At 49.7% G+C, this 23,883-nt stretch carries 22 protein-coding genes and 1 pseudogene; 6 read left to right on the forward strand and 17 right to left on the reverse strand.

The genetic code is table 11. The annotated features are described in order from the left end of the window. Positions 1-225 precede the first annotated feature (225 nt). Both arcC and DFR60_RS28385 read left to right on the forward strand, forming a co-directional pair. On the forward strand, positions 226-1,158 hold the full coding sequence (gene arcC, locus DFR60_RS28380; protein WP_110326421.1) for a carbamate kinase: 933 nt from the start codon (positions 226-228) through the stop codon (positions 1,156-1,158). 100 nt (positions 1,159-1,258) lie between these two features. Next, a complete protein-coding gene (locus DFR60_RS28385) occupies positions 1,259-2,089 on the forward strand; it encodes a PHP domain-containing protein (protein ID WP_110326423.1) in 831 nt (276 codons plus the stop codon). Here the strand turns inward: DFR60_RS28385 and DFR60_RS28390 are convergent. Genes DFR60_RS28390 through DFR60_RS28400 form a run of 3 tightly spaced genes read right to left on the reverse strand, consistent with a single transcriptional unit; the run spans position 2,068 to position 3,954 of the window. Next, a complete protein-coding gene (locus tag DFR60_RS28390) occupies positions 2,068-2,712 on the reverse strand; it encodes an ABC-2 transporter permease (protein ID WP_110326425.1) in 645 nt (214 codons plus the stop codon). The genes DFR60_RS28385 and DFR60_RS28390 overlap by 22 nt on opposite strands. Continuing rightward, positions 2,709-3,569 (reverse strand): ABC transporter ATP-binding protein, encoded by an 861-nt coding sequence (locus DFR60_RS28395; RefSeq protein ID WP_110326509.1) that lies wholly within the window; start codon positions 3,567-3,569, stop codon positions 2,709-2,711. The genes DFR60_RS28390 and DFR60_RS28395 overlap by 4 nt, the downstream gene beginning before the upstream one ends. A gap of 10 nt (positions 3,570-3,579) precedes the next feature. Beyond that, positions 3,580-3,954 (reverse strand): GntR family transcriptional regulator, encoded by a 375-nt coding sequence (locus tag DFR60_RS28400; RefSeq protein ID WP_002600546.1) that lies wholly within the window; start codon positions 3,952-3,954, stop codon positions 3,580-3,582. Between the two features lie 253 nt (positions 3,955-4,207). On the opposite strand from DFR60_RS28400, the gene pdaA reads away from it, so the two are divergent. Next, on the forward strand, positions 4,208-5,017 hold the full coding sequence (gene pdaA / locus DFR60_RS28405; RefSeq protein WP_110326427.1) for a delta-lactam-biosynthetic de-N-acetylase: 810 nt from the start codon (positions 4,208-4,210) through the stop codon (positions 5,015-5,017). Positions 5,018-5,212: 195 nt separating this feature from the next. Here pdaA and DFR60_RS28410 read toward each other — a convergent pair whose 3' ends face one another. Further along, the gene (locus DFR60_RS28410) at positions 5,213-7,303 is read right to left on the reverse strand and encodes a glycoside hydrolase family 3 protein (protein ID WP_110326429.1); all 2,091 of its coding nucleotides are present in this window, start codon (positions 7,301-7,303) and stop codon (positions 5,213-5,215) included. Positions 7,304-7,436: 133 nt separating this feature from the next. Here DFR60_RS28410 and DFR60_RS28415 point away from each other — a divergent pair, with 133 nt between their 5' ends. Beyond that, positions 7,437-8,360 (forward strand): AraC family transcriptional regulator, encoded by a 924-nt coding sequence (locus tag DFR60_RS28415; RefSeq protein ID WP_110326431.1) that lies wholly within the window; start codon positions 7,437-7,439, stop codon positions 8,358-8,360. 59 nt (positions 8,361-8,419) lie between these two features. Here DFR60_RS28415 and DFR60_RS28420 read toward each other — a convergent pair whose 3' ends face one another. The 10 genes from DFR60_RS28420 to DFR60_RS28465 form a co-directional block, all read right to left on the reverse strand. Continuing rightward, entirely contained in the window at positions 8,420-9,265 is an 846-nt protein-coding gene (locus DFR60_RS28420) for a carbohydrate ABC transporter permease (protein ID WP_002600550.1), read from the reverse strand. Further along, positions 9,265-10,239, reverse strand: coding sequence for a carbohydrate ABC transporter permease (locus tag DFR60_RS28425; RefSeq protein WP_110326433.1), 975 nt, complete (start codon positions 10,237-10,239; stop codon positions 9,265-9,267). Before DFR60_RS28425 ends, DFR60_RS28420 begins: the two co-directional genes overlap by 1 nt. Before the next feature lie 75 nt (positions 10,240-10,314). After that, entirely contained in the window at positions 10,315-11,727 is a 1,413-nt protein-coding gene (locus tag DFR60_RS28430) for an ABC transporter substrate-binding protein (protein WP_110326435.1), read from the reverse strand. A 394-nt stretch (positions 11,728-12,121) separates the two neighbouring features. After that, the gene (locus tag DFR60_RS28435) at positions 12,122-13,048 is read right to left on the reverse strand and encodes a ketopantoate reductase family protein (protein WP_110326437.1); all 927 of its coding nucleotides are present in this window, start codon (positions 13,046-13,048) and stop codon (positions 12,122-12,124) included. After that, positions 13,045-13,869, reverse strand: coding sequence for a pyrroline-5-carboxylate reductase (proC, locus tag DFR60_RS28440; RefSeq protein WP_110326439.1), 825 nt, complete (start codon positions 13,867-13,869; stop codon positions 13,045-13,047). The genes DFR60_RS28435 and proC overlap by 4 nt, the downstream gene beginning before the upstream one ends. A gap of 34 nt (positions 13,870-13,903) precedes the next feature. Further along, on the reverse strand, positions 13,904-15,100 hold the full coding sequence (locus tag DFR60_RS28445; RefSeq protein WP_110326441.1) for a DUF3798 domain-containing protein: 1,197 nt from the start codon (positions 15,098-15,100) through the stop codon (positions 13,904-13,906). Between the two features lie 39 nt (positions 15,101-15,139). Further along, complete coding sequence (locus DFR60_RS28450) at positions 15,140-16,405, reverse strand: ABC transporter permease subunit (protein ID WP_110326443.1); 1,266 nt, start codon at positions 16,403-16,405, stop codon at positions 15,140-15,142. Further along, positions 16,405-17,451 carry an ABC transporter permease subunit gene (locus DFR60_RS28455; protein WP_110326445.1) on the reverse strand — a complete coding sequence of 349 codons (1,047 nt, stop codon included), beginning with the start codon at positions 17,449-17,451 and terminating at the stop codon, positions 16,405-16,407. Before DFR60_RS28455 ends, DFR60_RS28450 begins: the two co-directional genes overlap by 1 nt. After that, complete coding sequence (locus DFR60_RS28460) at positions 17,438-19,105, reverse strand: sugar ABC transporter ATP-binding protein (protein ID WP_110326447.1); 1,668 nt, start codon at positions 19,103-19,105, stop codon at positions 17,438-17,440. Before DFR60_RS28460 ends, DFR60_RS28455 begins: the two co-directional genes overlap by 14 nt. Before the next feature lie 30 nt (positions 19,106-19,135). Next, the gene (locus DFR60_RS28465) at positions 19,136-20,380 is read right to left on the reverse strand and encodes a metal-dependent hydrolase family protein (protein WP_110326449.1); all 1,245 of its coding nucleotides are present in this window, start codon (positions 20,378-20,380) and stop codon (positions 19,136-19,138) included. Positions 20,381-20,694: 314 nt separating this feature from the next. On the opposite strand from DFR60_RS28465, the gene DFR60_RS28470 reads away from it, so the two are divergent. Beyond that, positions 20,695-21,684, forward strand: a complete 990-nt coding sequence (locus DFR60_RS28470; RefSeq protein ID WP_110326451.1) for a LacI family DNA-binding transcriptional regulator — start codon at positions 20,695-20,697, stop codon at positions 21,682-21,684. A gap of 121 nt (positions 21,685-21,805) precedes the next feature. Further along, positions 21,806-22,285: a NanQ anomerase/TabA/YiaL family protein gene (locus DFR60_RS28475; protein WP_110326453.1), complete on the forward strand. Its 480-nt coding sequence runs from the start codon at positions 21,806-21,808 to the stop codon at positions 22,283-22,285. A gap of 116 nt (positions 22,286-22,401) precedes the next feature. On the opposite strand, the gene DFR60_RS28480 is transcribed toward DFR60_RS28475, so the two are convergent. The 3 genes and pseudogenes from DFR60_RS28480 to DFR60_RS28490 all read right to left on the reverse strand — a co-directional run bounded on the left by DFR60_RS28480 (position 22,402) and on the right by DFR60_RS28490 (position 23,875). After that, entirely contained in the window at positions 22,402-22,758 is a 357-nt protein-coding gene (locus DFR60_RS28480) for an MGMT family protein (RefSeq protein ID WP_110326455.1), read from the reverse strand. Positions 22,759-22,771: 13 nt separating this feature from the next. Beyond that, positions 22,772-23,110: pseudogene (trxA, locus tag DFR60_RS28485) on the reverse strand (thioredoxin); the annotation flags it as partial. Positions 23,111-23,206: 96 nt separating this feature from the next. Beyond that, positions 23,207-23,875 carry a Crp/Fnr family transcriptional regulator gene (locus DFR60_RS28490; RefSeq protein ID WP_055660193.1) on the reverse strand — a complete coding sequence of 223 codons (669 nt, stop codon included), beginning with the start codon at positions 23,873-23,875 and terminating at the stop codon, positions 23,207-23,209. Positions 23,876-23,883: the final 8 nt, after the last annotated feature.

The following is a 23,883-nucleotide window of genomic DNA, read 5'->3' on the forward strand; positions in this document are numbered from 1 at the left end:
AGCCTATATATAAAAACAAAAAATTTGACAAAAAAATATAAGCCAGTAGCGGCTTAGCGGTGTTTTTTTTAGATTGGGGGTGTCAAACTCCCGGGCTGTAAACAGTGATGCAGCCCGGCTCAAATCCTGTGCGAAAATAAGAACTGGTTGCTTTTTCTGTGTCCAGATAATATAATATCCTTATACTTTTTTGATTAAATTACATCGAACTGAGAGGTAACTGATATGGCAAAGAAACGTATTGTTATGGCATTGGGTCACAATGCCCTGGGAACAAATCTTCCGGAACAGAAAGAAGCGGTGACTGAAACGGCGAAAGTAATCGCGGATTTTATCCAGGCCGGATGGCAGGTTGCTTTAACGCACAGCAACGCTCCGCAGGTCGGAATGATTCACACGGCTATGAATGAATTCGGAAAACAGCATGACGGTTATACCTCTGCTCCCATGTCCGTCTGCTCAGCCATGAGCCAGGGATATATCGGATATGATTTACAGAATGGAATCCGCGCAGAACTGGTAAAACGCGGTATCTATAAACCAGTAGCCACAATCCTCACCCAGATGATGGTAGATCCATACGACAACTCCTTCTATACACCCATGAAGCCGGTCGGCCGCTTCATGACAGCCGGAGAGGCAAAGGAAGAGGAAGAAAAGGGAAATTACGTGGAAGAAATCCCCGGAAAGGGATTCCGCCGAGTGATCGCGTCACCGAAGCCGGTTTCTATCGTGGAGATCGACGTGATCAAGGCTGTCATGGATGCGGATCAGATCGTCATCGCCTGCGGCGGCGGCGGAATTCCGGTTATGGAACAGGGCTATAACTTAAAGGGCGCCAGCGCGGTCATTGAAAAAGACAGGGCGGCGGGACTTTTAGCCAAAGAGATCGACGCCGATGTCCTCATGATCTTGACCAGTGTCGACAACGTCACCATTAATTACGGCACGCCGGATGAACGTCCGATCTCACACATGAGCATCGAAGAGGCTGAGAGCTATATCAATGAAGGACAGTTTGAATTTGCCTCCATGCTGCCGAAGATCGAGGCGTCCGTGGACTTCGTCACGCACGGCAAGGGACGCAGCGCCATCATCACCTCTCTTTCCAAGGCGAAGGCGAGTCTGGCAGGCAAGGCCGGTACGACAATCGAGTAAAAGAAGACCCGTTACATTTATGAAAAAAATCCCTCCATCTTTACAGGTGGGGGGATTCATCGTCATAGACCAGAGAATTTGTTTTATTTCAGGAGGCTTTATGAAAGTTGATTATCATATGCATACGCTGTGTTCAGACGGAATCTGCGAAGTGGAAGCTGTCGTTGACATGGCAGTAAACTGCGGAATTCTCGCCATGGCGATCACGGATCATGACACACTATCGGGCATCGGCAGAGCCAGACAGCGCTGCCTGGGCCGTATCCGCTACGTTACCGGCACGGAAATTACGTGTGCGGAACATCTCTGGGGAATTCTCCCCATTTCCCAGTCTATTCACCTGCTTGGTTACGGGTTCGATGAGACCGATCCGATGCTGTGCGCGCTGCTCTCCGCCCGGAAAGAGCGGACAGAAGCCGTCTACCAGGAGCTGGCAGAGGCTGTAACCGCGTCAGGATATCCAATCCGTATCCCGGATGTCCCCATGAGCTGCGGAAATGTCCTTCAGCTTCGAGATGTGATGGCTCACGTCAGGGCAGCTTACCCTGCGGTCAGCGCGGAGGCCGCGGGGCTGATCGATTCCTATGCGAAAGCCCTGACAGAGGCCAATATCACCGTGGAAGACGGCATCGCAGCCCTCCACCACGCGGGAGGAAAAGCAGTCTGGGCCCATCCCTATAACTGCTACCACCATTTTCAGAAACAGTCCCTCCATGCACAGGAGGTGTCCATCCTGCTGAAGGAGCTGGCGCTCCTGGGAATCGACGGCATAGAAACTGAATATCCCGCATTCTCCGACTCTGAAAAAAGCTTTTTAAACCGACTCGCCGCTGAATACGGACTGTTTACGACTGCCGGCAGTGATTTTCATGGTTCCGAAAACAGAAACCATATGGGGATGGAGTCAACTCAAAACTCCTTTTTATTATAGACCGACACGCTGATAAAGTACGAGAGCACCATCATCACAACGGTTCCCAGAGCTCCCGCGATGATGACGAAAGTCACTGTGCTGTCACTTACAGCAATATCATCCCCATACGCCGACGCAAGCGCTACGATCAAAAAGACTGCCACTCCAATTAAAACGCTGGGAATCATTCTGGCCTTCTCCACACCCAGCCAGTACGTGAGCGGGATGGAGATCGAATTATAAAAGAATGCCAGGGCAACGCCGGTCAGCCAGTTAATCAGCAGCTCAAACAGAAATTCCGGTCCCATTACCATGCCTTTTATGGCTGTCGCGGCGGCCACAGCCGCCACTGCTATAATCCCAAAGAAAGCTGCAATGCAGACCGAGTAAAGATACTTCTCCAGTACCATCTTCCAGCGCGGAATCGGCATAGTCAGAGCATACGTCTCCCACTTTGTCTGCCTGTCGTAGGAAAACAGATTCAGTACATTCATTCCAGCTATCATGATAAACATGGGAATCAGGAACATTCCCGTCTTTTTACCTCCCAGAAAAACGACTGACCACACCACAAGGATAAACAGCATTGACTTAATACTCTGGCGCATGATATACAAATCTTTGATCAGTAATCCTGTCATTTTCTATCCCTCCTCACAGAATACAGCATGATTTCCTCGATGTTCGTCCGGTCTACCACAAGCTCCGGATATCTTCTTTTCACAATATCTCTCCCATGAATCAGTGCTTCCACTCCATAAGGATTCCGCCTGACGCCCACGATGCGGACACCAGACAGCCCGGCTAACGCTTCTTCCCCGCATCGCAGAATTCCCATATCCTCCAGAAGCTGATCTTTCTCCTCGGAGAACAGGATGCTTCCATTGTGGATCATTGTAATATAATCCGCAACCTTGTCGAGGTCACTCGTTATGTGGGAGGCAATCAGCACGGAATGTTCTCCATCCTCAATAAATTCAAAGAATAGATCGAGAATCTCATCCCGTGCCACCGGGTCTAATCCGCTGGTCGCCTCATCCAGAATCAAAAGCTTCGGATGATGGCTCAGAGCAGCCGCGATCGCCAGCTTCATGGTCATTCCTCTTGAATATTCCTTAACCTTTTTCTTCTCCGGAAGAGCGAATCTGGAAAGATAGGAGGAAAACAGCTCCTCATCCCAGTTTTTATAGATTCTTTTCATAATTCCCGATATCTGAACGGCGTTGAGGAATTCATGGAACTGGCTTTCACTGAAGACCGCGCCGATCTCCTCTTTAATGTCCTGCTCCCGCTCTCTGATATCCATGCCCAGAATCTCGACTTCACCTGTGTCACGCTTCACAATATCCAGCATGGCCTTGATTGTGGTGGATTTTCCGGATCCGTTTTCCCCAATCAGCCCCATTATGCTTCCCTTGGGAATATCCAGGCTGATGTTATTTAATGAAAAATCCGGATACTGCTTGCTTAAATTTTGTATTCTGACCGCATATTCCATAATTATTCCCTCACTCTCCGTCATAGAGCATCTTTAATACATCGCACAGTTCTTCACAGGAAATGCCGCTTCTCCTGGCAATGTCCACGGCCTTCGTCAAATACTCTTCCGCGATCCTTAAGTTTCCTTCCCGGATCACCTCTGTGTTTCTTGCCGCCACGAAGCTGCCTTTTCCGGTTATCGTCTCTATAAACCCTTCCTGCTCCAGATCGTTATACGCCCTCTTCGTCGTAATAACGCTGATCCGCAGATCCTTAGCCAGAGTTCTCATACTGGGCAGGGCGTCCCCCGCCTTCAGATGGCCGCTGATAATCAGATTCTTTATCTGAGATGTGATCTGCTCATATATTGGTTTACCGCTGGAATTGCTGATGATGATATTCACTGCACCACCTCCAAATCTGTTATCCGCATCCCGCATTCATTGTAATTATTGTATATAGTTTATATATACACTATATCATCCCATCACACATCTGTCAACCAGGATAAACTTACAGAATTATTAAAACTGCTTTCGTCAATAGCTTTAGCCGGAATTTCGGAGTTTTCGTTCCGCCGCAGAAATAAAACCTTAATATGCGAATAGAGACAGACTATTCCCCAATATATTAAACCAAACGGACTCAGGTGATGCTATGGATAAGAAAAAACAACTCTTCCGTCTGGTAAAGGTGCTGCTTTTATTTGCCCTGGCTTTTATGGCCGGCCGATTCGGCGCCATGATGACGGATGGAAAACAGGCGGTAGAAACGGCGGCTGATGGGAACTGGGGCTTAAGCTTCCAGCAGGAGGGGCAGCCCCCGGTGGCCAATGCTACCGCCGATTACCTAAAGAAATTCAACGCATACTATGCAGAAAACACGCCAGAAAAAGTGCTCTATTTAACGTTTGACGCAGGCTACGAGAACGGCAACACCCCTGCGATTCTGGACGCGTTAAAGAAGCACAATGCACCGGCCACCTTTTTTGTGGTTGGAAACTACATAGAGACCGCACCGGATCTCGTGAAGCGTATGGTGGCGGAAGGCCATATCGTAGGCAATCACACGTACCACCACCCCGATATGTCAAAAATATCATCCAAGGAAGCGTTTGAGAAAGAGCTGGGAGATTTAGAGAAGCTGTTTACTGAGACCACCGGGCAGACCATGAAAAAATACTATCGTCCGCCCCAGGGAAAATACAGTGAAACCAATTTGCAGATGGCAAAAGACATGGGATACAGCACATTTTTCTGGAGCCTCGCCTATGTAGACTGGTACCAGGATAAACAGCCGTCCAAAGAGGAAGCCTTCAAAAAACTTCTGGGACGCATCCACCCCGGCGCCGTCGTCCTCCTCCACAGCACCTCCAGCACCAACGCCCAGATTCTTGATGAACTTCTGACAAAATGGGAAGAGATGGGATATACATTTAAATCCCTGGATCAGCTTGTGACAGAATAAGATGCAGAAATCACACAGGTTTTGTGGTTGAGGATACGCGGACTTTTACGTAGAGTATCGAGGAAACGGAGGCGTGGAGCCAGTACACAGCGGACTTATTCACAGCCTGGCCGGAAAAGGGAGAGCGGCCCGCTCTCCCTTTTCCCTGATACCCTATGCAAAAGTCCGCGTATCTTTCCTCACAAATCCCCCGTCTTACTCCCCGCTTCGGCAGACCACAGTAACCGGCTCCGCCGCTCCTAACTGTCTGCTCCTGGCATCCGGCTGGCTCGTTCCGATACTGAATTCATAGACTGACGCATTTTCCACATATTCGCCTTCGGCGTTTACGCACTCATACGTATGGGCTCCCAGATCCAGCTCCACCCGCTTTTCTTCTCCCGGTTCCAGATCTACCCGCTGAAAACCGCACAGACTCCAGTGCTCTGCCCGGTCCGGCGAATCCACGGGATTGACATAGACTTCGATCACCTCACACGCACGCCGGTCTCCGGTGTTACGCGCTGTGACATACGCTTTCTTTCCGTCCACCGCTCCGTCTGACAGCTCCGTCTTCCCGTAGGTTAATCCAAAACCAAACGGATACAGCGGCTCTTCCCGGATGTAACGGTACGTTCTGCCCTCCATGGAATAATCCTCAAACGCCGGCAAAGCGGATAAGTCCTTATAAAAAGTCACAGGAAGTTTTCCTCCCGGAGCGCTCTTGCCGAAGATCAGACGTGCAAACGCCGTGCCGCCTTCCGCTCCCGGATACCAGGCCTGAATCACCGCTTTGGCCTTTTCCTGGGCCAGCGATAAGTCGATGGCGCTTCCCGTCATATTGCAGACGATCACCGGTTTGTCCTGGGCCAGAACTTCTTCCATCAGCCTGCGCTGAGAGGCCGGAAGCTCCAGTCCCTCTTTGTCCCCGGAGGAATAGCTGTTGCCGGTATCGCCCTCCTCGCCCTCCAGCGTTTCGTCCAGCCCGACGCAGAGAATCACCACATCGCTGTGCCTCGCGGCGATTCTCGCCTCCGACAGCCGGTCTCCCGGAAGTCCTAAATGTTCCACCCGGTCCTCAAAGAGATGGCAGCCCTGGGCGTACAGCACCGTGGTTCCCTCCGCCGCTTCATTCTGAATTCCTTCCAGGATCGTCGTATAGTGGGACGAGGTTCCGTGGTAATTTCCGATCAGCGCAATCCGGCTGTCCGCGTTGGGACCGATCACCGCGATCTTTTTTACAGAATTTGGATTCAGAGGCAGTATTCCGTCATTTTTCAGTAATACCATGCTCTTCTCAGCCGCCTCCACTGCCAGCCTGCGGTGCTCTTCACATTCCACTGTCTCGTACGGAATTTCATCGTATTCTGTCGTCTCGCCCATGCCCAGCAGGTACCGGGTCGTAAACAGTCTTATAACGGCCTGTTTAATCTCCGCCTCCGTAATCATCCCTTTCTCATACGCCTTCAGTACGTATAGGTACGTATTTCCACAGTTTAAATCACAGCCCTTTGAGACTGCCAGAGCAGCCGATTCCTCTGCATTGTCCGTCACCATGTGGCTCTGGTGGAAGTCACGGATAGCCCAGCAGTCCGATACGAAATGGCCCTCAAAGCCCCATTTTCCACGGAGAATCTCCTCAATCAGCAGTGTACTGGCACAGCACGGCTCTCCCTCATAGCAGTTGTAGGCTCCCATAACGGATTCCACGCCGCCTTCCTGCACACAGGCCTCAAATGCGGGCAGATACGTTTCCCATAAATCCCGTTTCGTTGTGGTGGCGTTAAATTCATGGCGAACCGCCTCCGGCCCGGAATGCACGGCAAAATGCTTCGCACAGGCGGCTGTCTTTAAGTGTTCCCCCTCTCCCTGAAGGCCCTTTACGAAAGCAACGCCAAGGCGGGAAGTCAGATACGGGTCCTCTCCGTAGGTCTCATGGCCTCTGCCCCATCTGGGATCCCGGAAAATATTCACATTCGGAGTCCAGTAGGTCAGTCCCTTATAGATGTCCGTGTCGCCTTCCTTCTGAAATTCATTGTATTTTGCCCTGCCTTCCGTCGATACGACATCTGCCACACTGCGAATCGTCTCCTCGTCAAACATGGCCGCCAGCCCTATTGCCTGTGGAAACACGGTAGCGGTACCGCCTCTTGCCACGCCGTGCAGCCCCTCGTTCCACCAGTTGTAGGCCGATATCTGCAGCCTCGGTATCGCGGGCGCGTCGTAGCGCATCTGGGAGGCCATCTCCTCCACCGTCATCTGTTCCACCAGTTCCACTGCTTTCTGCCTTGCTTTCTGTCTGTCCATAGGTTCCTCCAAATTATCTTTATTCAAAATTCTTATCCTGGTAAAGCTATACCATATTTTTCTTTTCAAGCCTGCATGGCTGCGGTATAATTGCATCATGATTTCACCGTTTCCAGTGAAAGGAGGACGCAGTATGAGCCGTTTAAACTATACACTGCCGGATGAATACCACGGCAGGGAGTTGGAAGGATACGTGGAAAAAGTAGATTACTACTTAAATTCCAATATCCGCATCTGGCACAATGTCCAGAATGAGGGGTATGCCCTGCACCAGCACAGTGCCATCGAGATTCTCGTTCCGATCGAGAACGTATACACCATCATCGTAAACAACAATACGTACCATTTAGAGCCGGGCGATATCCTCTTTATTCCCGGGCTCACTCTTCATGAGATCATAAAGCCGGACTGGGGCGAGCGCTTCTTTTTTATGTTCAACATGGACCCTTTGACCAGTTTCCACGATTACAGCGCCTTAGAGCCGGTGCTGCTGGACCCCTGCCTTCTGACGAAACGGACGAACACGGGAATCTACGAACATATCTATTCCAGGCTTATGGAGATCAGCAATCTCTATTTCTCTCCCGGCGTCACCTTTCGGGAATACTCGATTTATGCCAATTTAATCGATATTCTGACCACGATCGGCCGGGAACATTACGACACACTTTTCGCCGGCACAGATAATACCGCCGAGAAGAGTTACGATTATTACCAGAAATTCAACAGCTTGCTGGCCTACATCAACGATCACTACGGCGAACAGCTGACGCTGGAGAAGATGGCCGATTATACAGGGTTTTCTAAATATCACTTCACCAGGCTGTTCAAACAGCACACGAACTCAACCTTTTACGACTATTTAAGCCGCAAACGGATCCAGGCGGCCCAGACGCTCCTGACGACCGGCGCCTCGATCACGTCTATCGCATTTCAGACGGGATTTAACAACTCAACGTCATTTACACGATGCTTTAAGAAGTATACGAATTACAGTCCCAGTGAATACCGCACGAAATTCATCGAGGACGTGCCAGGGAATGTTCCGGTCTTCTAGAGCGTGTCTTCAGACACGCTCTGGCCCGCGCTTTTATCCCCGGTCATTTAGTCACTGCCTTATCCCTTCACTCCGCCCAGGGCGACGCCGGCAATGATGTATTTTGACAGGAGTAAATACACGATGATCAGCGGAAGCACCGTAAGGGCCAGGCCCAGATAGACAGAGCCATATTCCGTCTTGTAAATATCGCCCCGAAGAAGGCTTACCATAATCGGCATTGTGTATTTGTCTTTGTTCGTGAGGAGCACCAGCGGTGTGAACAAATTGTTCCAGCTGGATACAAAGCTGAATATGGCCTGTGTGGCAATCGCCGGTTTCATGATCGGCATGGCGATCTTATTAAAGATGTAGAACTCTCCCGCCCCGTCGATCCGGGCCGCCTGCACGATTTCCAGGGACAGCGACGGCAGCATATACTGCCTCATAAAAAATACCATAGCCGGGGAAGCGATTGCGGGCAGAATCAGCATTGACAGCTGATTTGTCATGTGGATCCGGTATACCATCTGGTAAAAACCGATCATCGTCACCTGGGCCGGAATCATCATAACCGCCATGATAAAGCTGAAAAATGGTCTGCGCAGACGCCAGTCATACACCACCAGCCCGTAGGCAGTCATGGTGGAAAAATACACTGCGCAGCCCGTAGAAAATGCCGAGATGATCAGCGAGTTCATAAATCCCACCATCGGGTTGAAGCTCTTGCCCAGCAGAATGGACAGGTTGCGCATCATATAGCCGGAAGGAATCATCGAGATGGCATGCTGCTGGATCTGTGTCGTAGAACGCGTAGCATTGACGATCATGATCCAGAAAGGAAGGATGCTCAGTATGGCAAGGCAGATGCAGACAACGTAAATGACGATTTTTAACGCAGTCGAAGTACGCTTCTTATATTTCATCAGCTTTTCCTCCCTTCTTTTAACGCTTTTCTGTATTCCCGCTCCTGTCTGCGCATCTGCTTATTCAGAAGCACCTCATCCTTATCCCGCATCAGGAAAAACAGGACAGCTGAAGCTGCGCAGATGATTACAAACATAATCATGCTGGCTGCGGCGGCGCGGTTGTACATGTAACTGCCGCTGAACGCCTGATTATAGATAAAGACACTGGTAGTAAGCGTGGCATTATCCGGCCCGCCCATTAAAAACAGTTTCGGAATATCGAACATCTGCAGACCGCCGATTAAGCTGGTAACCAGCGTGAACAGCAGAATGGTCTTTAAATTCGGAATGGTAATATAAAAAAATGTCTGAATCCGGTTTGCTCCATCCACCTCTGCGGATTCAAAAAGCTCCGGATTGATTCCCATGACGCCGGAGATCAGAATAATCATCGTGTAGCCATACCACATCCAGAACTGGATAAATTCCACCGTTCCGCGGGCCACCGACTTGTCAACCAGAAAGTTGATGGGCTCCTTTGAAATTCCCAGGCGCATAAAAATATCGTTGACCGGTCCCATAGGATATCCCAGCAGAGCATTAAACAGGATTGCGATAGTTGCAGCCGTGATGATATTCGGCATGTAAAACAGCACCTTAAACAACCCTTCCCCCTTAATATGATACCGCTTGTCGGTAAACCACGCAGTCAGCAGGAGCGCCAGACCAATCTGGGGAACGAAGTTGAACAGCCATATATGGATGGTGTTGCTGAACGCCTTCTTAAATGACGGATTGGAAAGCACTGTTTTAAAGTTCTGAAACGGGTCCTCCAGGAAATTAAAATCCACGGCGCCCATTCCCTTAAAATCCGTAAACCCGATCACCCCGGTAAAGATAATGGGATACAGGGAAAAGATCAGAAATCCAAGTACAAACGGAGCACAGAATATGTATCCCCATTTCGCATATCTCAATCGTTTGCGTTTCATAGTTATAACCTCCCTGTAAAATGGGGGAGGACAGAAACTGCCGTCCTCCCCTTGCTGATGTTCTGTCTCTGGTACTTACTCCACGATGATGTCAAGATTATCGGCTACCTGCTGTTTAAAGTCCGTGAGCGCCTGCTCTCTGCTCTTATTACCGGCAGTGTATTCACGCACCTGGCCGCGCCAGTAGTTGTTGATGGTCTCATCGTACTGGGTTAAGTTTGTACCATTGGCGTACTTGTTGGCCGGAACGAAGACATCAAACATATTCTGACCGCCTAAGAAATCTACGGAGCCGTCCGATTTGCTCATAACCGCACCGGAAGCAACCGCATCCTTCGTACCTGCGTCATTCATGGTTCCATTTGCCCACATATACTGAAGACTGTCTTCTGCGTCATCCAGAGTGATCCAGTCAATGATATCCGCAACCGCGTCTTTTACTTTGGTATCCTTATTAGCCAGTACCCAGGTGCCGCCCCAGAAAAAGCCGATTGGGGAATCACAGACAGCCCAGTCACCAAATGTTCCTTCGCCAACTGCAGTTCCGCCGCAGTTTGGCGCCATGGTGTAGTTGATCAGCCAGGCCGGTCCGAAGAAGCCGAGAATCGGTTTAGCGCCTTCTCCCTTCATATCGGCAAACCATGCATCCTGCCAGTCCTGCGTGTCATTGTGATAGCCGTTGTCCTTTAACTGTTTGGATAAATCCAGGAAAGCCTCTCGTTTTGGATCGATGTTTAATTTACCGTCCACAATCCAGCCTTTGTCCGAGCTGTTTTCCACTGCGTGCCAGATATCTCCGTCGCCGGATACAATGCCGTAGCCCTTGCCCTTTAACTCTTCTGCCGCGTTAAAGAATTGTGTCCAGTCGTTGGTGCCTGCGCCAAGCTTTGCACCAATTTCCTTCGGATCGTCAGTTCCCCAGGTATCCTTGGCAATGGAACGACGATAGATAAACGCTCCGCCGGTTGCCTGGTAGCCCAGCGCCACCACTTTACCGTCAGGATTCGTTCCGATATCGACCGCATACTGTGCGATCTCAGAGGATTTGATCTTACCGTCCGCGTCAATTCCCAGATCTTCATATGGTGCGGCGTAACGGCTGGCATCACCCTGCGTATATTTCAGAACAAATGCAGCTTCCGCACAGTAGATATCCGGCGCATCGCTGCCGCCTGCTGCCAGCGCCTGATCCAGAGCCGGCTGGTACGCGCCATCGGTAGTTGCAATAATCGTTGTTTTAATCTCATAATCAAAATCCGGGTGCAGTTCTTTGTACTTTTCAATCATCTTAGGTACTTCATCGGTAAACGACCAGACATTAATTACCTTGGAATCGGAAGAAGCTTCGTTTTTATCTGCTGCTTTTTCTGTCTCCTCACTGGCAGCCTTTTCTGTCGCACCACCATCGGAAGCAGGCGCTTTTCCACAGCCCGTTAAGGAAGCCGCGATCATACAGCCGCACAATAACCCAGCGATCATTTTTTTCATTGTAAATCCTCCTTTGATCATGGTTCGCAGGCTCATTCGCTCTAAGCCTGCGACGTTTTTGATGGATTCATTCTACCATATACAAAAGGAGATTTTCTCTACATATCTTGCTTTTTACACAGCATAAATTGCGATGTATCTTTGTGTGTTGTGATAGATATTTATTTATTTTAATATTCATTTTATGCATTTTTACCCCGTCCATAAAATTATCGCGCTGCTAATCCGTGATTTTCTTTGTTTTTGGTTATATTTCTTTGATTTTGAGCACGTATAAATAAGCAATATATGAATGGTTGACTAGTCATATAATCAGTTTATTACCATAAACAAGAAAAATGCTGCAGGACCGATCCGCAATGATCTGCCCTGCAGCATTCCTCTTTCTTATTTTTTAAACAGTCTGATTCGTTTTCCCCTCCATCGCATGAACCAGCTCCACGACCATTTCATGAGAAGGAACAGGGACTCCGTTTTTATGACCGGAGCGTACTACCGAACCGCTGATGGCCTCTACCTCCGTCTTTTTTCCATCACGAAGATCAGCGTATATGGAGGGATATCCCTGCCTGGCTCCTTCCAACAGACTGCGGAGACCTTCCAGCACCTTCTCCGGTTCAAAGACAATGCCTTCTGCCCGTGCTGTTTCTATCGCCTCCCTTGTCAGCCGTTCTACCAGGCTCCATGCATGGGCATTGTCCAGTAAATAGCCCTGGGGCACCTGTAAAATTCCGGATACAACACTTACAGAAGTGTTCACAAACAGCTTGTCCCAGATCAGGCGCCGGATTTCTTCGGATACACTGGTCTCTATACCGCACGCTGACATTTCTTCCCCCAGTGCATATACCGAAGTATTCCTGCCATGTACGAAGCCAATACAGGTAGCCCCTCCGCCTCCGTGGAGAACCGATGTATTTCCTGTTAAAACGCTGTTATGGCGTGTCGTTCCGATGACCACACGTGATTCGTCCACAAATTCTTTCAGCAGTTCCTCATGCCCGCATCCATTCTGAAGTGTCAAAAGAAGCGTATCCGGACCGAACAGTCCACGGTTCTGCTCCAGAACCTCTCTGGATACCAGTGATTTAGTAAAAAGCATAACCACATCGGGCGTCTCCCCCAAGCTTTCCCCCGATACAGCCGCCTGCGGAAAGAAATGATTTTCCGCCCCGTCTTTTTCACGAATCAGGACTCCGTTCTTCTTTAAATCATCCGTTTTCTCCGCATGATGTCCATAAATACATACTTCGTTTCTCCTGCTGAGCAGACCGCCGAACAACAGCCCCATGGCGCCTGCTCCTAACACAGCTATTCTCATACGGCATCTTCCTGCTGCTTTCCCATAGATTTTGACTTGCGCATACAGACTGTTACCGCATTCTGCACCGCGCTGCGCATCCCCCGCTCTTCCAGTTCCATAACCGCGTCAATCGTTGTTCCTCCCGGACTGCATACCATATCCTTCAGCTCTCCCGGATGCTTTCCTGTCTCCAGAACCATCCTGGCACTGCCCGTCACCGCCTGGGCACAGAAGGTATAAGCCTGCCCCCGCGGCATACCTCCTGCCACCGCGGCATCCGCCATCGCCTCAATAAAAAGATAGACATAGGCGGGAGAGGAACCTGAAACCGCCGTGACAACATCAAACAGGCTCTCCGCCACCTCCTCCGCACGGCCAAAGCTTCGGAACACCGCCAGCACGTCTTCCATCTGTGCCCGGGACACCAGACCATTTGAACAGACAGCCGCCATCCCTTCTCCCACCATGGCTGGTGTATTTGGCATAACACGAATGACCGGAATGTCACATTTCAAGTACTTCATCAGGACAGGGAGGGATAATCCGGCTGCAATGGATACGACCACACTTTCACGGCGAATCGTTTCCCTGATCTCTGCAATTACCGCCGGGCAGACATTCGGCTTTACTGCCAGAATCAGAATGTCTGCGAAGGCTGCCGTTTTACAGTTCTCATCGGTTATTCCAATCCCGTATTCCGCCTTCAAAGCTTCCAGGCCCCTATGGTTTTTATCCGACACCAGGATATCTCCGGGTTCTGTAATTCCCGCTTTCAGCATTCCTTCGATGATCGCCCTGCACATATTGCCGCCGCCAATGAATCCAAATTTCCGCTCCATTAGATTCCAACTCCCTTTCCTATGTAATTTACTGTTAATAGGTCATGTTCGGTGCCGTTACTGCAAAATAATTTTCATAGTTTTCATACAGGGTAACGCTCGCTCCCTCGCCTGCAAGATCGGTCAAAATAGTCTGAAGGGCATCGATATCGACCTTTCCATTGGTCTTTCCGTCCAGGTATTCCATGCAGTACTGAACACCTCCTCTTAAGGACATATTCGTAACAGACAGCGGCCAGCCAGTAAAGTGACCTGTCATGTTCTTCTCCGCCGCTTTTTCCACGATCTGCTTGTTCAGATAATCGTAATCACCCGCATACTCTTCCGGTATCTCGATTCCCAGAGGATTGGCATAGAATGTAGGGGACGGATCCTTTATAATCAGATAATATCCTTCCTGGCGATCTGCCAGTGTCTTGATAATCGGCTCTGTCTGAGAGAGGTTCGTTCCATAGAATGCGGTCATCTCACCGTACTCATCCAGCTTTTTCGGCACGTCCTCCAGAACAAACTGCTGTGTGCCTGTTGTACCCGCATCCGATGTCGGATCCGGTGTCGTTACGTCCACGAAAGTAATTCCCAGTTCTTCGCACTTCGCCTTTAAATTGTCATGATACGCCAGTTTCGTCGCAATCGCCAGGTGGCGTGGGAAGGAATAGTGCAGAACGGTTTTCACGCCGAGTTCGTTAAGAATTTCCGCGTCCTGAACACCAGCGGTCGAAAAGTCTGTGTTAAATACAACATCTGCCGCCTGCGCAATCACATCATTATCGTCCATCGGAAGCCCAGCCCATATAAATATATCATCGCGGACTTCACGGATCTTATCAATCGCTGCCGCTGTTCCGCTTACAGACTGGGTAAAGATAATCGCCTTCATATCCGGATCAGATGCCAGGGATAATGCGGTGGAAATGGTTGTCTCCATCTCTGTTGCAAAGTTATCCGGAAACGTCACATGGACAACCGTGTCCGGATATTCTGCCACCAGTTCCTCTGCAACCCGGTACTCCTCTTCTGCCTGGGATACGGTGGTGGTCATAATTCCAATCTTATAACCGGCGTTTTCTGCCGCCTCCGCCGTCTTTTCCAGAGTTTCGTCCGTTGTCGCCTTCGCGGCCTCTGCCGTAGTTGTCGTCTCGGGTGTTCCGCTGCCTACTGTACTTCCGCATGCAGTCAGCCCCAGGATCATTGAAAGTGCCAGTACAGTTGACATCACTTTTTTAAACATAATCTTCCTCCTTAATGTTGATTCCTTCTATTATTTTTATTAATTTTCTTCTTTAGAGCGTTTCTCTGCAGCCTGCTTCAAACCATACAGCACCAAAGAGATCGTGATAACCGCATAACCTACAAACACGCGGAAATACTCTCCGATCTGTGCGTCGCCAAACAGCTGATTCCCTGCAAGCGGCGAGGTAAAGAACAGGATATGAAACAATGCTGCTCCCAGAAACACATGGCCAATGCTGGCCTTTTTAATGGATGCACCGCCAACCAAAAGCGCGGCAATCGCATACTGTCCGACCTGCTCATGGCTGCTGAATGTATTCATGTTGCCCATGTTCTGTAAATAAATTACCTGACCAAGGGCTGCTATAATCGTAGAAAATGTAATGGAAAACAGACGGCAGCGTCCTACATTGATTCCGGAGACAATGGCAACATCCATGTTCTGCCCCGTCGTCCGGATATCCTGTCCGATCTTTGTCCTGGATATAAATGCGGTTAGCAGACAGAGCAGAGCAATGATCATTCCCACAACCATGGGAATCTGCGTTGCTGCACACGCCGAATGAAGAGGCGGAATCAGCCATACCAGCGCGGCAGATACCGTAAGCACAACCGCTGCCGCCGCAGACTTACGGCAGCCTTCTACAGCTTCCAAAAGAGTACCGCCGCATCTCTTTTTCTTACGCAGTGCCAGGACTGCAAACACTGCCACTGCCGCAAGCGCCGCGTACACCAGAGACCAATCCAGCGTTATACGCCAGATATGATCCAAATAATTCTTGACATCGTCATGAAATGCAATGGTGTTTTTAAGGCCCACTCCGTTGGACAGCATCAGCTCCGCATCCTGAAACGGGATCACACGGCCCAGCAGGATCAAAAAAGTCAGATCAAACAGACCGATTGAAAAATATCCCAGGATAATACCCGTAATCATCTCCTGGCCAACAGCCCGGTTCATCAGTTTTCCGACTGCCAGTCCAAACAGACCGCCCAGAACAATGGCAATCACTGCCGCGAGTAGCATGCCCGGCGCACCGCCGATATTCCAGTGGGTGATCATCACCAGAGCGATCTCCCCCGCCATCGCTCCCACTACAATACTGAAGTTCAGTCCCATTCCGCAGAGGACAGGTAAAATCAGAGATAAAATTAAAACCGCATTCCTCGAAATACGGGCCACTGTCTCTTTCACAATATAGCCGAGAGGCTGGCCGGAGCAGAGAATGCTTCCAATACATAAAATGACGAACAACAGCGTCACGGCATTCCCACTCAATACATTTCGTACTCTTGCTTTCATCAGATTTTCCTCCCATCGATCTTTGTCAATGCGTAAAGGATAACTCCGTTACAGATAATGACTCTCGCAATTTCAGACAGGCTGCTTCCATCGTCGATGAGCTGTGCCGAGACAACCGGTGCTATCGTCAGGATCGCCTGGTAAAGCACAACACCGATGATTACATGCCAGATATTGGCCTTCTTCAGGGTCGCACCTCCGACCAGGATCGCCGCAATTGCCGGAAATGCCATGTTGCGAGGCGCCGTGTACAGCTGATACATACCGATTCCCTGTGCGTAGATCACAATTCCTATGGCGCCGCAGATTGTGGATAATACGGTACCCATTACCCGCATCCTGTCATTATCGATTCCAATTGACTTTCCGAACATGGGATTCATACCGCTGACTTTCATCATAACTCCGGTTTTGCTCTTCTGAAATGCCCAGAATGCCAGACACCCCAGTCCAAATACAAGGAATAATCCCGTAGGAATCGTGACATTTCCGATTTTAAACGCCAGCAGATTGTTTAATACTTTATCGTAAAATCCATCCAGGGTAATCGTGCTGCGCACTCCATTTCCCATGGCCCATTTAATTCTCGGATCCGTAAAGAACGGAAACAGCATCCAGCCCATACACATCAGTGAGACAATGGAAAAATTGATATACGTTCCCACCATCATCTCAGAACCGCGCAGCCGGTTTAAGAGCAGACCATATAAGAAGCCCACAACCGTTGCAAATACAGACCCCAGTACACAGGCCGCGAGAATTCCCTTCATCCCCTGAATTCCCCATTCCACGGAAAGTACACCGGCCAGCTGGCCGCAGAGAATTCCAAGCGGAAGTGCAAAGTTCAAGCCGACACCGCACTCTACCATAGGAAGCATAGCTAAGACAAAGAAGCTGTTAAGTCCGATACGGACCAGCACATCGGAAACGATGGTTCCACTGTCCAGATGCAGTGTAAATGTAAGCAGAACGAGGACGGCCAGAAATACCATGATGATAAATCTGGAAAAACCGATTGCCTGGTACAGACGCTTAATCTGCTGCATGATTCCTCACCTCCTTCTGTACCTTTCTGACTCCGTTTTCTTCCTTTTTGGCCCTGCCCTGTTCCTCCATAGCTTCGACGGAACTGCTCATAAGCAGGCCAAATTTGTATTCTTCATCGTTGGGCTTTAAGATGCCGGCCAGCTTTCCCTCGGTGACAATCGCAATGCGGTCGCAGACGGAACGCAGTTCAGCCAGTTCCGAGGAAGTCATAATGATTGTCATATGGCGTTCCCGGTTTAGCTGCACCAGATAATTAAGAATCAGTTTCTTCGCCCCGATGTCGATTCCTCTCGTCGGCTCTGAGATAAAGAGCACCTCCGGGTTCATGGCCAGCGCCTTAGCAATCGATACCTTCTGCTGGTTTCCTCCGCTCAGCCGCTTGCAGGGCTGACTGCTGCTGGTACACCGGATATCGATCTCTTCAATCATCTTTTTTGCATATTCGGACGCCGCCCTCTTATTATAAAAGCGCATAAAACCGATGTGTCTCAAATACTCCTGATTCACCCGAAGAGCCGCGATTACCGTATTCATCTCTATGGAGGCGTCCAGATTCAAACCGACGCCTCTCCGGTCCTCCGATACAAACATAATCTTTTTCTTAAGGGTTGACAGCGTATCCGCTATAGAAAGAGTCTCTCCGCGGTACAGAACCTCCCCCGACGCGGGATACAGCCCCATGATACCATTGGCAATCCCTACCTTCCCATGCCCCGCCAGACCGCCGATTCCCAGAATTTCCCCTTCCCTCACCTCCAGGTCGATTCCTTTTACCAGCTCTCCCGGCATCTCCACATGAAAGTTTTTCATGGACAGAATAACCGGGCTATGTAACTCGGACTCCTGTTTCGGTTCCTTCGTCACCAGCTCCACCTTTCGCCCAATCATCATCTCCGACAGCTGAATCGCCGTCACGCCCTCCATATCGCACTGGCTGACGAGCTCTCCGTTGCGCAGTACGACTGCGGTATCCGCATACTGTATAGCCTCATCCAGCCGGTGGCTGATAAAGATAAAAGAGATCCCCTGATCCGCGACTGCGCGCACACAGTCCAGAAACTGTTTAGCCTCCCCTTCCGTCAGCACCGCTGTCGGCTCATCCAGAACGACCAGCTTTATATTTTTTTTATTCAGTTCTCTTGCGATCTCAACAAACTGCTTGTAACCGACAGACACATTCTCTACCGCTACTGTTTCACTCAGCCCCTCGAGTCCGAGAGAGTTAAGCGTCTTCCGTGCATCCTCTCTCATTGAGACCTTATCGACCGTCTCCAGCTTTCTGCTTATGATGCGGCTGAACAGATTCCCCTTCGTAATCTCCCGGTTCAGGCGGATATTCTCTGCTATCTCATACCCATCGATCAGCATAAATTCCTGATGAACCATTCCAATTCCCAGCTCAGAAGCATCCGAGGGTTTCATGATCTTCACCGGCTTCCCTTCGAAGAGGACGTCTCCTGTAAAGCCGCCGGTAGAGTGGATCACGTCCATTCCGAAAAGAATATTCATAAGTGTCGATTTGCCTGCCCCGTTTTCACCGAGCAGGGCTAATATCTGCCCTCTTTTCAGGCGGATACTGACATCCTTAAGTACCCGGACTCCGTAATATTCCTTTCCTATGTGGTTCATTTCCAGAAGGTACTCATATCCCACTGCCTTGTCACCCCAATTCTCTCCGGATTATCAGCACAGACCGCTGAACGTATCCTTGTAATATTCCCCGCCCCTCATAACGACGAGAATCTTTTCCTGGTTCTGTAAAATTCTGATGTCCTCCAGAGGATCGCCGTCTACAATGAGAATATCCGCTTCCTTCCCCGCTTCAACAGAACCGGTTATAGAATCAATACCCAGCAGTTCTGCATTCGCACTAGTTGCCGCCCGGATACAATCCATGGCGGTCATTCCCCAGCGGTTTAAGCACTCCAGTTCTCTCGCAGTCTCCCCATGGTTAATCAGCACACCTCCGCAGTCGGTTCCGATGCCAATCTTAATTCCCATATCCAGAGCCTTGCGGAACATCTTTTCCTGGTTTACCAGAGCCTTTCTCGAATTCTCAATCGTTGAGCTGCCAAGACCATACTTTGCGCCATCTGCCATCATCTGGTAAACGATTGTCGTAGGCACCCAGAATGTTCCATGGGCTTTCATCAGCTCCAGAGTCTCTTCATTAATCATCATTCCATGTTCGATGGAAGCCACGCCGTTCTCGATACAGTATTTGGCCGACTTCGCGGTATGGCAGTGAGCCGCTACCTTTTTACCCGAATTGGCGGCTTCCTCACACAGCGCCTCAATCTCCTTTTGGGAAAACTCGTCCCTGGGCTTACCAAGGAACGGATCGTACAAACCGGAGGTAACATAAATCTTAATTAGGTCCGCGCCTGCCGCTACTTCCGTACGGATCGCCCTTCTGCATTCGGCTTCTCCGTCTACACAGTGTCCGGAACCACCTGCATCCGGTCTGGACCACTGATACTCTGTAGACATGGAAGCATGGCCGCCCGTCTGATTAATCGCCTTTCCCGAAGCGATAATCCTGGGTCCGGGAAGCAGTTTCTGATTGATTACATTCCTGACCGCGATCACGCAGTCACCAATGTCCGCCACATCGCGCACAGTCGTGATACCGGCACGGATCGTCTCCAGCGCATTCCAGTAAGAACGCATCGTGCGGGTTGGAAGATTATACTGAGCAACTTCGTTAATCACATTATTGGAGGCGGTTGTCTCCAGATGTGTATGCGCATCCATCAGTCCCGGCATCAGCGTACGTCCACCGCAGTCAATGATCTCTGTGCCCTCCAAAATCTCCACCCCGGACGCAGCCCCCACATTCACAATGGTACTGCCGTCCACCACAACTGTCCCATCCGGAATAAAACCGCCCCTGCCGTCAATTACTCTTGCATGTGTAAATGCCTTCATAGCCCCTTACCTCGTACTTTCCCGTCTATTTCACCGAGAATATGCAATCGATATCCTAATATTCGATTTATATTCCGTTAAACTTTAGTGAATTAAACGAATTTATCGTTTGCAATCGATTTCACTTTATGCTATGATTATAGTCGTAGCAATCCTACTTTGTCAAGTATTAAAAAAAATTTATATAACACCTTTACAATTTTTCCATATTTTGGATATAATCTACAATAGCGGGGAGTTCTGTAAACTGACGGAGAAGGGATTGGAATTTCCAATGAGATACGATAACTATAAAAAGAAAGAGTGCATCGCCTATGACAATCTACGATATTGCAAAAGAAGCCGGCGTTTCCGCCAGCAGTGTATCCCGTGTTATCAATAACAAAACAGGAGTTAATCCGGAAGTAAGAAAAAAAGTGCAGAAGCTTTTAAAGAAGTACCACTATACCCCTGATGCCGCAGCCCGAGGCCTTGTCAGCCAGTCTTCCCGCATTATCGGAATTCTGATCGCGGATATCCGTAACATCCATCATACCGATGGGGCTTACTATATTGAACGCAAGCTGGCCGCCCTAAACTACTGCTGTGTTATCTTAAATACCGGTGACGATGACGAATCGCGCGCCCAGGCGATCTCTATTCTGGAGCAGCGCCGTGTGGAGGGAGCTGTGCTGATCGGTTCCTCCTTTCAGACAGAATCCGTTGCGCAGGCCATCAAGCGCCATCTGAACAATGTGCCGATCGTCATGATCAATGCCTTCTTAGATGCGCCGAATATTTACGGAGTTCTGTCCGATGAACTGCACGGAGTGGAAGCCTGTGTAAACCTTCTGGCGGAAAAAGGGCGGAAAAGTCTGGCATTTGTCCGTGACTGCCATACTCCAAGCTGCGAATTAAAGGTGGAAGGATTTCGCAGAGGCATACGTCTTCTCGGCCAGACCGAACCCTGGATCTACGATTCCCACGGCACCACGGCAGCGGACGGAAAGAGAGCCACTCTGGAAGTTTTAAAGGATCACCCGGATGTGGATGGAATCATTTATTCTGTCGATTTAATTGCTACCGGAGGCATACGGGCGCTGTATGACCTGGGTATCGCCATTCCGGATCAGGTATCCGTCATTGGTGTCGATAACTCCATTTACGGCGAAATCTGCATTCCCACTCTTACGTCACTGGATAACAAAACCTTTGACTCCAGCATTGCCGCCTGCCGGATCTTGATCGACTGCCTGGAAAACCGTACTACGACACGACAGATGATTCTTCCTTCCGCCATCGTCGTCAGGGAATCAACACCCTGATTCTGCGTTTTAGAAAATTAATTTTAGGGATTGCCTTTCTTGAAAAAATCTGATATAGTGTGATTGCAATCGATTTCACTGTGTAACCCGAAGACTTGTTTTCTGAAAGAAGGTATTCACAATGATTTTTTCGAGTTTAAATTCCACAAATGATTTTTCTCTCTGTCCATCAGCGATCAGACGTGCTGTAGAATATTTAAAAACAACCGACTTTTTCCAGATGGAACCGGGAGACTACCCGCTTGAGGGGAATCTCATGTATGTCAAAGTATTTGATCAGACCTCCATTCCGTTTGAAGATACCCGCCCCGAAATTCATCACCACTATGCAGATGTACAGTACTGGCCGGAGGGTGAAGATCTTGCAGGCATCACCCCGAATCCGGGGACTTATACGGTAGCGGAGACTCACGAGAGCGACGACCTCTATTTCCTGGAGGGAATTCAGAACGAAAGCTTTATCCACTGTCTCCCTGGCTGCATCGCCGTCTATTTCCCATGGGATGTTCACCGCCCCAGCGTGGCTTATGAAGGAAAACCCATCACATACCGCAAAGTAGTCGTCAAAGTACATATGGATTTAATGAAAGACTCGATTTAAATAGTCCGTTGGTTGTTCCAGAAAAGGGGACCCACAGAGGCAAAAGCCTCTCTGCGGGTCCCCTTTAAGTATTTCACTGACAAACATGTATAAATAAACTCTCACCACCCGCACCGTCATATTCCGTTCTGCTCAAACCATTCCCGGAATTCCAGTGCGTCCTCCAGCGTATGATACCACCCAAACCGCTTCAAATCCACCCGGTTCTCGTCGTCAACGATTACGCCCTCCGCTTCCAGAAGCTTCTTCTGCGTATCCGGAGTTCGAAAGGAAGCCGCTCCGCTTAAATATCCGGAGGCGTTCACCACGCGGTGTGCAGGCAGATCCTTTTCCCCCAGGCGGCGGTTCAGTGCATACCCCACCTGCCTCGAATTCCTGGGTTTCCCGCATAACAGGGCAATCTGGCCATAGGTGGCCGCTTTTCCATATGGAATATGATTCATAACGAATCTGACACGCTCATAAAAATCCATGGTACCTCTTTCATCATAAGCCAATCATCTGCTCGATTGCGGCCTGGGGCTTCACGCCCACGGAGGTGGCAACCGCTTTTCCTTCCTTCATCAGAATCAGCGCCGGAATGCTCATAATATGAAACTTCTCAGCCAGCTCCCTCTGCTCTTCCACATTGACCTTTCCCACCTTGATATGGGGATTTTCCTCGGCAATTTTATCTACGACAGGGGAAAGCTTTTTACACGGCCCGCACCATGGCGCCCAAAAATCGAGAAGCACCGGCTTTCCTGAAGTAACGACTTCCTCATGATAATTATTATTTGTGATTGAAAATACAGACATTTTATTTGTACTCCTTTTATTCATTGATTGATGATATAAGAATACACGAAAACGATCTGCTTTACAGTGACTTTGTTACACACGTAATTTGTTCCGAATGCATACCGATACATATCCGGCCAGCTACCGCAGACTGTCTGCCGCCAGCTCCGTGAGCCTCTTCTCATTCAAAAGCTCGATTCCTCCGCGGGTCAGCTTAACCAGGCCATCCGCCTGAAATGCCTTCAGCATCCGGGTGATAACCTCCCTGGCCGTCCCCATGTGGCGGGCGATCTGATCGTGGGTGATAGAAAGCTTCCTACTCTCATCGAGCCCGCTCTCCTCCAGCAAAAACGCCGCAAGACGGCTGTCGATCTTCTTGTTCAGTACCTGGTCCATCAGCCACATCACATCGGAAAAACGCGCCGCCATCAGCTCATTGGTAAAATTGGCAACCGCCGCGCTGTTGTCCATCAGATCCCTGTAGACATCGACTGGGATATGAAGAATCTCCGTGTCCTGCTCTGCTTCCACGATCACATCGAACAGGATGCTCTTCACCATGCAGGGCGCTGAAAATATACATAAATCCCGTTCCAGCAGCCGGTACAGAGTCAACTCCCTGCCCTCCTCCGATATGGTATAAACCCGCAGCTGTCCGTCCAGCGTAAGAATCAGCCCGGTGCACTCATCCGATCCATGGTGAAGCACCTGTCCTTTTTCAAACCGGCGTCTCTGCACGCTTCCAGCCAGTGTCCTCCGCTCTGCTTCCGTCAATTTTTTCCAAAATGGAAGGTATTCTCCCAACTCCATGAACATTC

Origin of the sequence: Hungatella effluvii, from assembly GCF_003201875.1 — a bacterium.
Classification (GTDB): domain Bacteria; phylum Bacillota; class Clostridia; order Lachnospirales; family Lachnospiraceae; genus Hungatella; species Hungatella effluvii.

Coding starts and splice junctions, on each gene's coding strand:
- arcC (WP_110326421.1), top strand. CDS start 226: ATGGCAAAGAAACGTATTGTTATGGCATTGGGTCACAATGCCCTGGGA.
- DFR60_RS28385 (WP_110326423.1), top strand. CDS start 1,259: ATGAAAGTTGATTATCATATGCATACGCTGTGTTCAGACGGAATCTGC.
- DFR60_RS28390 (WP_110326425.1), bottom strand. CDS start 2,712: ATGACAGGATTACTGATCAAAGATTTGTATATCATGCGCCAGAGTATT.
- DFR60_RS28395 (WP_110326509.1), bottom strand. CDS start 3,569: ATGGAATATGCGGTCAGAATACAAAATTTAAGCAAGCAGTATCCGGAT.
- pdaA (WP_110326427.1), top strand. CDS start 4,208: ATGGATAAGAAAAAACAACTCTTCCGTCTGGTAAAGGTGCTGCTTTTA.
- DFR60_RS28410 (WP_110326429.1), bottom strand. CDS start 7,303: ATGGACAGACAGAAAGCAAGGCAGAAAGCAGTGGAACTGGTGGAACAG.
- DFR60_RS28415 (WP_110326431.1), top strand. CDS start 7,437: ATGAGCCGTTTAAACTATACACTGCCGGATGAATACCACGGCAGGGAG.
- DFR60_RS28420 (WP_002600550.1), bottom strand. CDS start 9,265: ATGAAATATAAGAAGCGTACTTCGACTGCGTTAAAAATCGTCATTTAC.
- DFR60_RS28425 (WP_110326433.1), bottom strand. CDS start 10,239: ATGAAACGCAAACGATTGAGATATGCGAAATGGGGATACATATTCTGT.
- DFR60_RS28430 (WP_110326435.1), bottom strand. CDS start 11,727: ATGAAAAAAATGATCGCTGGGTTATTGTGCGGCTGTATGATCGCGGCT.
- DFR60_RS28435 (WP_110326437.1), bottom strand. CDS start 13,048: ATGAGAATAGCTGTGTTAGGAGCAGGCGCCATGGGGCTGTTGTTCGGC.
- proC (WP_110326439.1), bottom strand. CDS start 13,869: ATGGAGCGGAAATTTGGATTCATTGGCGGCGGCAATATGTGCAGGGCG.
- DFR60_RS28445 (WP_110326441.1), bottom strand. CDS start 15,100: ATGTTTAAAAAAGTGATGTCAACTGTACTGGCACTTTCAATGATCCTG.
- DFR60_RS28450 (WP_110326443.1), bottom strand. CDS start 16,405: ATGAAAGCAAGAGTACGAAATGTATTGAGTGGGAATGCCGTGACGCTG.
- DFR60_RS28455 (WP_110326445.1), bottom strand. CDS start 17,451: ATGCAGCAGATTAAGCGTCTGTACCAGGCAATCGGTTTTTCCAGATTT.
- DFR60_RS28465 (WP_110326449.1), bottom strand. CDS start 20,380: ATGAAGGCATTTACACATGCAAGAGTAATTGACGGCAGGGGCGGTTTT.
- DFR60_RS28470 (WP_110326451.1), top strand. CDS start 20,695: ATGACAATCTACGATATTGCAAAAGAAGCCGGCGTTTCCGCCAGCAGT.
- DFR60_RS28475 (WP_110326453.1), top strand. CDS start 21,806: ATGATTTTTTCGAGTTTAAATTCCACAAATGATTTTTCTCTCTGTCCA.
- DFR60_RS28480 (WP_110326455.1), bottom strand. CDS start 22,758: ATGGATTTTTATGAGCGTGTCAGATTCGTTATGAATCATATTCCATAT.
- DFR60_RS28490 (WP_055660193.1), bottom strand. CDS start 23,875: ATGGAGTTGGGAGAATACCTTCCATTTTGGAAAAAATTGACGGAAGCA.